Here is a 12,193-nt window from a genome sequence, read left to right on the forward strand (position 1 = left end):
ATTTTTATTTTGATGACGGTTTTGAGGACAAGAATCGCTGAAATAGTCGCTCTGGAGCGGCGCAGCAGCAATGGTCAAAGCCTTCAACTTGACTGACTGGTTTGGCCAATCATTGATTGCGCTGATCAGCCGGTCAGCCCAAGTGATTGGACGCCCCCAGCGCTTGCTTCTAACCTGATGGCCTGCGCCACCACAGAAGCCTTCCATGATCGTTCGCCCCAAACCCAACCTGCTGGGCATCCTGTTTTCCCTCAAGGGCTCGATTGCCAAGCGCATCGCCTTGCGCAGCCTGCTGGTCACGCTACTGGCCTCAGTGATCGTGCTGGTGGAAACCCTGCACCCGGCCTATTTCTCCAAGGTCAACGCCACGCCCTTCACGTTGCTCGGGCTGTCGTTGTCGATCTTCATGAGTTTTCGCAACAACGCCTGCTACGACCGCTGGTGGGAAGGCCGCAAGCAACTTGGCCAAATGATCATTGAGGTGCGCTCGCTGAATCGCGAAACCCAGGTGCTGGCTGATCCGGCTGAGCGCGCGGGCGTGTTGCGCGGTCTGTGCGGCTTTGCCCATGGTTTGATCGCGCGCTTGCGTCATGAAGATGAGGCCCGGGCCATCAAGCCCTGGATCAGCGTCGAGCAGGCGCACCCCAACCTGCCCGATAGCGTATTGCAACAACTGGGCGCCCGATTTTCGCTGCTGGCAGAACGGGGCGTGATCAGCGAATGGCGCTACACCCAGCTCGAAACCCGGCTGGTCAGCCTGAGCCAGGTGCAAGCGTCGTGTGAGCGCATCAAAAGCACGCCGCTGCCCTTCCCCTATACGCTGCTGCTGCACCGCACCATCTACCTGTTCTGCATTCTTCTGCCGTTCGCCATGGCCGAGCCATTGGGTTGGCTGACGCCGCTGTTCACCGCCATCGTGAGCTACACCTTCTTTGGCCTGGATGAAATCGGCGACGACCTGGAGGACCCGTTCGGTTTTGACGAAAACGACTTGCCGTGCAATGCGATCGTACGCACCCTGGAGCGCGAGTTGCTCGCCGCCCTCGGCGAATCCGACCTGCCACCGGCGCTGGAGCCGGTTGAATACGTGCTGAACTGACGCGGGTTTGACACTCGCCGTGGTCTGACCGAAGCTGATGGCTTTGCGATAGCTGCCCCAGCTTTTGGACGCCTGCATGTCAAAGTCACGCCGTTACTCCATCATCGGCCTGTGCGCCCTGTTGTTGCTTGTGTTGGTCACTTGGTTTTTCTCCCGCTCCAGTCCAGTGGCCGTGCCGCCGGCGATTGCCCACGGCTATTCCAAAGCCTTGAAGCAGGCGCATAACGGCGAGCCAGGGGCCGCGCGCGTGCTGTATCAACAGCTCGGCCGGCCGGACCTGACTCCCCAGCGTCGCGCTGCGTTGCACGCCGAACTGCCCAATTACCCCAGCCCACAAGCGCTGAAACTGGCCGATAAAGACCTGGCCGACGAGTCTCCATTGGTCCGCGAGGCGGCCATTCACAGCATTGTCGGCCTGGTACCCAGCGGCCAACGCACGTTGTTGCTCGGCCCTGTGCTGGATGACCCTGAACAAGACGTGCGCTTTGCCGCCGCGAATGCCTTGCTCGGCCTGTCGCCGGATACCCTGGGTTTGTATTTCGGGCCCTTGCAGCAAGTGCTGGATGAGTTTGTGAAAAAGCTCAAGGGCGAGCCCGAAACGGCTGAAGGCTGGATTCAACTGGCGCGCCTGTACATCCACAGTGCCTTGCTGCCGGAGGCGCAAAACGCACTGGAGCAGGCCATGCGCTTGCAGCCAGACAATCTGCAGGCCGTGGTCGCACAAATCGAGCTACTGGACAAACAAGGCAAAACCGATGAGTCGCGTCAGTTGCTGGCACGCCAATTGGCGGCCCATCCCGAGTCGGCTTACTTGCAGCATGCTCTGGGCATGTGGCTCTTGCACCACGGCGAACGGCCGTATGCCCTGCTCGGTTTGTCCAAAGCGGTAGAGCTTGAACCGGACAATCAAGATTACCGCTACGACCTCGCCACCACCCTGCACGCCCAGGAGGAATTGGAAGCCGCCCAGCGTCAGCTGGAAGAAATCATTCAGCGCCACCCGGCCAATCGCAAGGCACGGGTGTTGCTGGTCAATTACTGGAAAGAGAGCGGCCAGTTGCAGAACGTCCAGGTGTTACTCGCCCAACTTGAGCAACAAAATCCGGATGATCCCGCCCTGCAGCAAGGCCTGTAGCCCGCGCTAAAAAGATGTAAGCCTTAGCCAGGCTTGTACAAATTGTGCAAAACGTTGAACCGCCACGGACCACTACGGTCAAGTAAATATGGCGCGCCCAAGGCGGTGCGCTCCTCTACTTGTACGTGACCCGAGGGCACTTCTTGTCTACATCCAAAGAGCTGTTCAGTGAAAAGGCGGCCACCGGCATCGAAGGTCTTGACGACATTCTTTCCGGCGGGCTTTCGCGCAGCCACCTGTTCCTGCTGGAAGGCGAACCCGGCACCGGTAAAACCACCGTAGCGCTGCACTTTCTGCAGGACGGCGCAAAGAACGGTGAACGATCCTTGTACATCACCCTGTCCGAAACCGAACGGGAGTTGCGCCAAGGCGCCGAATCCCATGGCTGGGACCTGGATGACAATATCCATATCTTCGAACTGACCCCGCCGGAAAGCCTGCTCGACGCCGATCACCAACAAAGCTTGCTGTATTCCTCCGACCTGGAACTGGGGGAAGCCACTCGACAGATTTTTGAAGAGGTGGAACGGGTCAAACCGTCGCGGGTGGTCATCGACAGCCTCTCGGAAATCCGTCTGCTCGCGCAAAGCTCGCTGCGCTATCGCCGGCAGATCCTGGCGATCAAGCACTACTTTGTGCGCTACAACGCCACGGTGCTGTTGCTGGACGACCTGACCACCGAATCCCTGGACAAGACCGTACACAGCGTGGCCCACGGGGTGATTCGCCTGGAAGAATTGACGCCCACCTACGGCGCCGAGCGCCGTCGCGTGCGGATTGTGAAATACCGTGGCCAGAAATACCGCGGCGGGTTTCATGACTTCACCATCATGGCCGACGGCATTCACGTATTCCCCCGCCTGGTAGCGGCCGAGCACCGTGGTGGTTACGTGCGTGAGACCCTGAGCAGTGGCATCCGCGAAATGGATGCCTTGATGGGCGGCGGGGTCGAGACCGGCTCCAGCACCTTGATCCTCGGCCCTGCCGGTACCGGCAAATCCCTGATCTCGATGATCTTTGCCGCAGCCGCCGTGGCCCGTGGCGAGAAAGCCGCGTTGTTTATTTTCGACGAAGAGCTGGGCTTGTTGTTCGAGCGCATGAACAACATGGGCATCGACCTCGCCGCCCTGCAAGCCACGGGCAACCTGCTGATCGAACAGGTGGACGCAGCCGAGCTTTCTCCTGGCGAGTTTTCGCACCGCGTGCGGCGCTGCGTCGACGAGCGCGGGATCAAAACCGTGGTGATCGACAGTATCAACGGCTACCAGGCCGCAATGCCGGAAGAAAACTCACTGATTTTGCATATGCACGAACTGCTGCTGTACCTCAACCGCCGGGGCGCCGCGACCTTCATGACGGTGGCCCAGCACGGGCTGGTCGGCGATATGCAGGCGCCCGTGGACATTACCTATCTGGCCGACACCGTGATTCTGCTGCGTTACTTCGAAGCGCTCGGCAAAGTTCGCCGGGCCATTTCGATTATCAAGAAACGCACCGGCGCCCATGAGTCGACCATTCGCGAGTATCGAATCAGCGCGCGTGGCCTGACTATTGGCGAACCCCTCGACAATTTCCAAGGCGTACTGCGCGGCATCCCGACTTATATGGGCGCCGGTTCCCCGCTGCTCAAGGAAGACGGCGTGTGACCGGTCTTTCCCCCCTCTCCGAACGCGCAATCATCCTCGCGCCATTGGGCCGTGACAGCTCTCTGGCGCTGAAGATGCTCAACGAAGCCGGCTACAGCGGCATGATTGCCGGCAACCTGACGGCACTCTGCGAGGCACTGGAGCAAGGCGCCGGTATGCTGTTGATTGCCGCTGAAGCCCTGCGCGGTGTCGATTTGGAACCGCTGCTGGAATACCTGCATGAACAACCGGCCTGGTCAGACCTGCCCATCGTACTGATGACCCACCATGGTGGCAGCGAACAGAATGGCTCATCCCATCTGAGCGGGCTGCTGGGCAACGTGACCTTTCTGGAGCGGCCCTTCCATCCCGTGACCCTGATCAGCCTGGTGAGCGCGGCCCTGCGCGGTCGGCGTCGGCAATATGACGCGCGTGACCGCCTGATCGACTTGAGCGAGAGTGAACTGCGCCTGCAACGTACCCTCGAGACCCTTGAGCAGCAGGTCGAAGAACGCACGGCGCAGTTGCGCAGCAACGAAGAAGCGCTGCGTCAGTCGCAAAAAATGGAAGCTGTGGGACAGCTGACAGGCGGCATCGCCCATGACTTCAACAACATGCTCACCGGGATCATCGGCAGCCTGGAACTGCTGCGCAGGCGCGTTTCGCGCGGGAAGCTGGATGATCTGGACAGCCTGATCGACCTGGGTGTCACCTCCGCCAACCGCGCCGCCGGCCTGACCCATCGGCTGCTGGCGTTCTCCCGTCGCCAATCCCTCGATCCCAAGCCCGTGGAGATCAACCAGTTGGTCGCCTCAATGGGCGAACTGCTGCAGCGCAGCATCAACGAAAGCATTAGCCTGGATATGCGCCTGACCGAGGCGCTGTGGACCGCCGAAGCCGACCCCAACCAACTGGAAAGTGCCCTGCTCAACCTGGTGATCAACGCGCGCGATGCCATGCCCAACGGCGGCAGCCTTATCGTGGAGACCACCAACCGCCACCTCGACAGTGTGTTCACCGCCGCCTACGGCACGTTGATGCCAGGCGATTATGTCGAACTGAGTGTGAGTGACACCGGTTGCGGTATCCCTGAGAGCCTGATTGGACGCGTCTTCGACCCCTTCTTCACCACCAAGCCGATTGGCCAGGGGACGGGCCTCGGCCTGTCGATGATCTATGGCTTTGCGAGGCAATCCCACGGCCATGTGATCATCCACAGTGAAGTTGGCAAGGGCACGACCGTCAGCCTGTTCCTTCCGCGCTTTATCGGTGAGCCGGTGACGGCCGCAGCCGTTAACCCGGCGCTGTTGCCGTTTGCCAATCCTGGCGAGACGGTATTGATCGTCGAAGACGACCCCGCCGTGCGTGTGCTGGTCAGCGCCGTACTCACGGAATTGGGGTATGCCTTTGTGGAAGCAGGTGACGCCAACACCGCCGTACCGATCATTGAGTCTGACCAGCGCATTGACCTGTTGATCAGCGATGTCGGACTGCCCGGCATGAACGGGCGGCAACTGGCGGAAATCGGGCGGCAACTGCGCCCGGAGCTGAAAGTGCTGTTTATCACCGGCTATGCCGAGCATGCAGCCGTGCGAGGTGGCTTCCTGGACCCGGGCATGCAGCTGATCACCAAACCGTTCACGTTTGACCTACTGACGGAAAAGGTGCGGGAGATGATCAAGCAATAGGGCTGCATGGCAGCCCTGGCGAGCTTCAGGCCAGCAAACGCTGGATATGCTCTTGCAGCGTGTCCAGGTCAAAAGGCTTGGCCAGGATCGGCGCGTTGCGCGTGATCGGGCTGTTGCAGTCAAGAATTTCCTGCGGGTAGCCGCTGATAAAAATGACTTTCAGTTCCGGTCGCAACTTGATCGCCGGCTCGGCGATCTGCACACCGGAAATGCCACCCGGCAAACGGTAGTCCGTCACCATCAGGTCCAGGTGCGGCTTGGTCGCAAGGATTTCAAAGGCCTGCTCCCCATCGATCGCCTTCAATACCCGGTAGCCCAGGCCGGCCAGGTATTCACCCAGCACGAACATAATGGATTCGTCGTCTTCGACGATCAGTACGACATCTTGTGCATCTTCACTCATGGGAAGCCTTTGTCCGGTCAATTGCTGCAAGTACGACCATGGGGTCACGCAGAGGTTGCGTCGAGGTGACGATTGATTTCATACCGACGCCTCAAGAGGCAGGCACACCCGAAACAAGGCGCCCTCGCCTATGCGGCTTTCGACCTCGATGGCGCCGCCGTGGGCGGTCACGATCTGCTCGGAGATAAACAACCCCAAGCCCAGGCCTGCCGCTACATGGCTGGCCGAGACACGCTCGAATTGCTGGAAAATACGCTTCTGGTTGTCTTCGCTGATACCAATGCCACGGTCACGCACCTCGACGCGCGCCTCACCGTGTGAGGTATACACCCGCACATACACAGGGCTCTTGGCCCCGTAGCGCAACGCGTTGGTGAGCAGGTTGGTCACCACCTGTTCAATGCGAAACTCGTCCCAATTGCCCACGACGCCCTCTTCGGCCTCCAGGTCCATGGTCGAGCCCGCCGCGGCCACCTGCGGCGCGAAGTTCTGCACCAGGTTACGCACCAGTTGGGTCAGGTCGAAACGCGCCGGGCGAATCGACAGCTTGCCGGTGCGGATGCGCGACACGTCGAGCATGTCTTCGATCAAGCGAATCAGGCTCTGGATTTGGCGTTCATCGCGGTCGACCATAGCGTGCATCTTGTCCAGCGTAAACGCAGCGGCGTTATCACGCGCCAGGTGCATCTTGCGCAGCTGGGTCTCCAGGATCAGCCCGTTAAGCGGCGTACGCACTTCGTGGGCGACGATTGACATGAAGTCGTCACGCATGCGCACGGCCTGCTCCAGCTCGGACTGGGTGGCCTGCAGGCGCGTCAGCAACAGTTCCTGCTCACGGCGACTGCGCTCCAGGGCTTCCACCTGCAGTTTCATGGCCTTGCTCTGGCGATACAGGTCTACGAACACGTTGACCTTGCTCTTGACCGCATGGATATCCAGCGGTTTGTGCAAGAAGTCCACGGCACCGCTTTCATAGCCTTTGAAGGCATAGTTGAGTTCACGGCCGGCAGCGCTGACGAACACAATCGGGATATTCTTGGTTTTTTCAGTGCCGCGCATCAGTTCGGCCAGCTCGAAACCGTTCATGCCGGGCATCTGCACATCGAGAATCGCCATGGCGAACTCGTGCTCCAGCAACAGTGACAAGGCCTCGTCGGCGCTCAATGCCTTGAAGACCTGGCGATCCTCGCGCTTGATCAGCGCCTCGAGGGCCAGCAGGTTTTCCGGCAGATCATCGACGATCAGCAGTTTGGCCTGGACAGTACTTAACATGGGGAAGGTTCCAGGGAAGCCAGCAGTGAGCCAATCTGGCTCAACGTTAGAATATGATCAGGTGTATGCAAGGCCAGGGCCGCCAGGGGCATCACGGCGATGCGTGCTTCTGTGGGTTCTTGTACGACGGTGGTGCCACCCGATTGTTTGACGTGGGCAAGGCCGCGCGCGCCATCATGGTTGGCGCCCGTCAGCAGAACCGCCATCAAACCGGTGCCATAGGCATCGGCAGCGGACGCAAACAAATAATCGATCGCGGGTCGGGAATGGTGTACGCGGTCTTCCTGGCTCAGGGACAGGCTGCGATCGTTTTCCACCGACAGGTGATAGCCGGGCCCGGCGAAATACAAGGTGCCCGCCACTATCACTTCCTTGTCTCGTGCTTCTTGCACCGGGATGCGCAGGCGCCGTGCAAAGACTTCGGCCAACTGGCTACGGCGCTCATCCGGCAGGTGCAATACGGCAATGATCGGCACACTGAAGGTACCGGGCAACGTGCCAAAAATACTCAGCAACGCCTCGACACCGCCGGCGGAAGCGCCGACGACGATGGCTTCAATCCCGCTGATCGGGCTGGTTGCGGCGTCGCTCATGATTTTCGGTAGATCCGTTCCTGCTTGACCAAGGGTTCGAACTGCTTGCTGTAAGCGGAAAAATCCAGGGTTTCCTTGCTGCCCAGCACCAGAAAACCGCGATGGCACAGCGACTCATGAAACAACCCGAACGCTCGGTCCTGTAATTTTTTATTGAAATAAATCAGCACGTTGCGGCATGAAATTAATTGAGTTTCTGAGAATACACTGTCGGTTGCCAAGCTGTGATCGGCAAAGGTGACGTTCTCGCGCAGTGTCTTGTCGAAGATCGCATAATCGTAGGCCGCCGTGTAGTAATCGGCAAATGAACGCTGCCCGCCGGCCTGCTGATAGTTGGCGGTGTAGGCCCGCACATTCTCCAGGGAGAAGATGCCTTGCTTGGCTTTTTCCAGCGATGCCGGATTGATATCCGTGGCATAGATGATCGTGCGCTCCAGCAAGCCTTCTTCGCGCAGCAGGATGGCCATGGAGTACACCTCCTCCCCCGTGCTGCAACCGGCGATCCAGATCTTGATCGACGGGTAGGTCTTGAGCAACGGCACCACCTCCTGGCGGATCGCCAGGAAGTGCGACGGGTCGCGAAACATCTCGCTCACCGGGATCGTCAGAAATTGCAGCAACTGCATGAACGCGGCGGGGTCGTGCAGCACGCGCTCCTGCAGCGCGGAAATAGTGGCGCAGCCAAACTGGTGTAAGGCGTGGGCCACACGTCTCTTGACTGACGCACCCGAGTAGTCGCGAAAGTCATAGCTGTACTTGAGGTAAATCGCCTCGATCAGCAGGCGCAGCTCAATATCGCTGCTTTTATCCAAAAAACTTCGCTCCACTTAAATGCGTTCCATCTTCGGTAGCCATACGCGAATCAGCGAGAACAAACGGTCCAGGTCGATCGGCTTGGCCAGGTAGTCGTTCGAGCCCGCCGCGAGACAACGTTCCTGATCGTCTTTCATGGCCTTGGCCGTCACTGCAATGATTGGCAGCTTTTTCCAGCGCGGGTCCTGGCGGATCAAGGTGGTAGCCTCGTAACCGTCCATTTCCGGCATCATCACGTCCATCAACACCAGGTCCACGTCGTCAACTTCATTGAGTTTGTCGATCGCCTCACGGCCGTTACGCCCGATCACCACCACGGCGCCCTTGTGCTCCAGGGCACTGGTCAGGGCGAAGATGTTACGCACATCGTCGTCCACCAACAGGATCTTGCGACCTTCAAAGACCTTGTCGCGGCTGCGGGCGGTCTTGAGCATCTTCTGGCGGTCATGGGACAGCTGGGATTCGACTTTGTGCAGAAAGAGTGTCACTTCGTCCAGCAAGCGTTCAGGTGAGCGCGCGCCTTTGATGATGATCGAGCGCGAATACTTACGCAGCTCCGCCTCTTCGTCACGGGTCAGGTTGCGCCCGGTGTAGACGATTACCGGCGGGAACGAGCAGATGTCTTCGGTCGCCATGCGCTTGAGCAGCTCATTGCCGAGCATGTCCGGCAGTTTGAGGTCTATGATCATGCAGTCGTAAATATTCGTGCGCAGCAGGTCCAGAGCGGCCTGGGCGTAGCCTACATCGGTGATTTCAATGTCATCGTCGCCGATCAAGCGGGCAATGCTGTCGCGTTGCAGGTCATCGTCTTCCACCAGCAGTACGCGTTTGACCTTCTGGGTCAATTTGGCTTCCAGACGCGCAAACACATCCTTGAGCTCTTCGCGGGTGGTCGGTTTGACCGCATACCCGATGGCGCCCATGTGCATCGCGGCCTCGACGCGATCTTCCACAGAGATCACATGCACCGGAATGTGGCGGGTATTGGCGTGTTCCTTGAGGCGTTGCAGCACGGTCAGCCCGGAATGGTCGGGCAGGCGCATGTCCAACAGGATGGCGTCGGGGATGAACTCCTCGGCCAGGCTGTAGCCTTCGTCCGCGCCATGGGCGACCAGGCAGTTGTAGCCCAGCTCGTGGGCGAGATCGAACAGGATGCGCGCAAAATTGGGTTCGTCTTCCACCACCAGAATACAACGGGTGGTGAACGGTGCCTTGTCGCGATCATCGGCAAAACGCGGGATCTGTTGTGCGTCGGCAATCGGCAGCGCAGAGACCACAACAGGCTTCGGTGCAGGCGCTGCGACGACTTGGCGTGGCGGCTCGATCGGCGCGTCGTTCTGCGCGTGTTCCACGTACTGCTCCGGCAACACCAGGGTAAACACGCTGCCCTTGCCCGGCTCGCTGGTCACGCTGATATAGCCGCCGAGCAACGTCGCGAGGTCACGCGAGATCGACAAGCCCAGGCCGGTCCCGCCGTAACGGCGGTTGGTCGTGCCATCCGCCTGACGGAACGCCTCGAAGATGCTTTCCTGCTGGTCCGGCGCAATGCCGATCCCTGAGTCCCGCACGGTAAAGGCAATGCCGCCCTCCCCGGCACGAGACACCGAGAGGCTGACCTCACCTTGCTCAGTGAACTTGACGGCGTTGGACAGCAGGTTCTTGAGGATCTGCTCCAGACGCTGGCGGTCGGTAAACAGCATCGTCGGTGAGTCTGCCTGTACCTCAACCTGGAAGCCCAGCTTGCGGTCGGCGGTCAGCGGCTCGAACATGACACGCAAGCCATCGACCAGCCGCGCGACGCTGGAGTTTTCCGGGCGCACCTCCAGTTTGCCGGCTTCTACCTTGGAAATGTCGAGGATGTCGTTGATCAGGTTAAGCAAGTCATTACCGGCCGAATAGATGGATTCGGCGAACTTGACTTGTTCTGCGCTGAGGTTTTCCTGAGGGTTCTCCGCCAGCAGCTTGGCCAGAATCAGCGAGCTGTTCAGCGGTGTGCGCAACTCATGGGACATGTTGGCGAGGAACTCGGACTTGTACTTGCTGGAGCGCTGCAATTCATCTGCGCGGTCTTCCAGTTCGATCTGGGCGCGGTTCAGCTCGACGTTTTTGCGGTCCATGGCATCGCGCTGCTCGGCCAGGGTTTGCGTCTGCGCGGCCAACTGCTCGTTGGTCTGCTCAAGCTCGGCCTGCTGGGTTTCCAGGTGAGCCTGGGATTCCTTGAGAATGCGCGACTGCTCTTCCAGCTCTTCGTTGGCGGTCTTGAGCTCTTCCTGCTGCACTTGCAGCTCTTCGTTGAGTTGCTGGGTCTCGGCCAGCACTTCTTGCAGGCGCTGGCGATAACGGGCAGCTTCGATGGACGTGCCAATATTGCCGGCAATCAATTCCAGCAATTCGACATCACGCTCTTCCAGCGGGCGCAGGAAGCCCAGTTCGATGACACCGTTGACACGGTCGTCGTCGCTGGTCGGCATCACCAGCACACTGCGGGTTGAGCCTTCGCCCAGGCCCGAACTGACCTTGAAGTAATCCACCGGCACATCGTCCAGGCGAATCAGGCGATCAAGCTGGGCGGCCTGCCCAACGATGCCCTCGTCACTGTAGATCGACTGTTCCTGCTGCTCCTGTTCACGGGAGAAGCCATACGTGGCAACACGTCTGAGGCCGCCGTGCTCTTCACGCACATACAGCGCAGCCACGACCGAGCCCATGTACTGGGCGAAGAAATGCAGGATGTTGCGCCCCAGCAAATTCACGCTGAGTTGCCCCAGCACTTGTTCGGCCAGCTCGGTTTGACCGTTGCGTAACCAAGCCTGCTGTTCCAGGCGCCGGGCGATCTTCTGTTGTGACGCGAGGTTTGCGCTGTAACTATCTGATAGGGATACTAAATTCTTTCTGCCGCTGTACGCCAAAAAACCGCTTAGGCCGAGCACAAAGGCCAGGTACAGGCTCACGCTGACCACTGTTGTGCGGGTGACATCTGCGTTGCGGGTGACACGGAACTGCTGCTCCATGTCCACCGCATCTGCATATTCCTGGCGAATGGCGTCGGTCAGGCTCTTGCCCCGGCCGGACTTGACCGCCCCGCGGTAATCCCCGCTCTGGCGCTGCAGGTCGATCATCGATTGGGCGTACTTGTTCCACTCGGCCTGCATCGACTCCAGGCGTTTAAGGCGATCCACTTGTTGCGGGTTATCCGCAACCAGCTCCTGCAGATTACGTAAATCGCCAATGATGCGCGGCTTTGCCACTTCATACGGGTCGAGGAAATGCTCATCGCCGGTAATCAGGAAACCCCGCAAGCCGGTTTCCAGGTCAACCGTCAATTTGGACGAGTCATTGAGGTTATTGATGACCCGATCGGTGTGCTCCACCCACTGGATCACCGACAACAGATAGGTGATCAAAACGACAAAAAAAGCCGCGCTGAGCACGCCCACGCCCAGAGGCAAGGCCACGTTTCGGCTCAGGAGTTTACGGAAGCTCTTTTCATCGACAGACGAAGCGGGAGTCATGGGCATGCCTTGGCCAAGTGCGGAAAAAGAGGGAGTTTGCCCGAATACCAGGG

The 12,193-nt window shown here is 59.5% G+C and carries 9 protein-coding genes; 4 read left to right on the forward strand and 5 right to left on the reverse strand.

What is annotated here, in order from left to right; translation table 11 throughout:
- Positions 1 to 205: 205 nt before the first annotated feature.
- From ACDZ94_RS24785 to ACDZ94_RS24800, 4 genes are all read left to right on the forward strand, one after another.
- Positions 206 to 1,099, forward strand: coding sequence for a bestrophin family protein (locus ACDZ94_RS24785; protein WP_432751769.1), 894 nt, complete (start codon positions 206 to 208; stop codon positions 1,097 to 1,099).
- Positions 1,100 to 1,175: 76 nt separating this feature from the next.
- A complete protein-coding gene (locus tag ACDZ94_RS24790) occupies positions 1,176 to 2,234 on the forward strand; it encodes a HEAT repeat domain-containing protein (RefSeq protein WP_064452488.1) in 1,059 nt (352 codons plus the stop codon).
- A 143-nt stretch (positions 2,235 to 2,377) separates the two neighbouring features.
- A complete protein-coding gene (locus ACDZ94_RS24795) occupies positions 2,378 to 3,880 on the forward strand; it encodes an ATPase domain-containing protein (RefSeq protein ID WP_221294809.1) in 1,503 nt (500 codons plus the stop codon).
- On the forward strand, positions 3,877 to 5,547 hold the full coding sequence (locus tag ACDZ94_RS24800; RefSeq protein WP_432751770.1) for an ATP-binding protein: 1,671 nt from the start codon (positions 3,877 to 3,879) through the stop codon (positions 5,545 to 5,547). The genes ACDZ94_RS24795 and ACDZ94_RS24800 overlap by 4 nt, the downstream gene beginning before the upstream one ends.
- Before the next feature lie 25 nt (positions 5,548 to 5,572).
- Here ACDZ94_RS24800 and ACDZ94_RS24805 read toward each other — a convergent pair whose 3' ends face one another.
- From ACDZ94_RS24805 to ACDZ94_RS24825, 5 genes are all read right to left on the reverse strand, one after another.
- Positions 5,573 to 5,950: a response regulator gene (locus ACDZ94_RS24805; protein WP_003217591.1), complete on the reverse strand. Its 378-nt coding sequence runs from the start codon at positions 5,948 to 5,950 to the stop codon at positions 5,573 to 5,575.
- Positions 5,951 to 6,028: 78 nt separating this feature from the next.
- On the reverse strand, positions 6,029 to 7,222 hold the full coding sequence (locus tag ACDZ94_RS24810; RefSeq protein WP_221294811.1) for a hybrid sensor histidine kinase/response regulator: 1,194 nt from the start codon (positions 7,220 to 7,222) through the stop codon (positions 6,029 to 6,031).
- A complete protein-coding gene (locus ACDZ94_RS24815; protein WP_064452492.1) occupies positions 7,216 to 7,815 on the reverse strand; it encodes a chemotaxis protein CheB in 600 nt (199 codons plus the stop codon). Before ACDZ94_RS24815 ends, ACDZ94_RS24810 begins: the two co-directional genes overlap by 7 nt.
- Positions 7,812 to 8,642, reverse strand: coding sequence for a CheR family methyltransferase (locus ACDZ94_RS24820; protein ID WP_208604435.1), 831 nt, complete (start codon positions 8,640 to 8,642; stop codon positions 7,812 to 7,814). The genes ACDZ94_RS24815 and ACDZ94_RS24820 overlap by 4 nt, the downstream gene beginning before the upstream one ends.
- Positions 8,643 to 12,140, reverse strand: coding sequence for a response regulator (locus tag ACDZ94_RS24825; RefSeq protein ID WP_432751771.1), 3,498 nt, complete (start codon positions 12,138 to 12,140; stop codon positions 8,643 to 8,645).
- Between the last annotated feature and the right edge of the window lie 53 nt (positions 12,141 to 12,193).

Source organism: Pseudomonas sp. UBT (genome assembly GCF_050915955.1).
Taxonomy (GTDB): Bacteria; Pseudomonadota; Gammaproteobacteria; order Pseudomonadales; family Pseudomonadaceae; genus Aquipseudomonas; species Aquipseudomonas antarctica_A.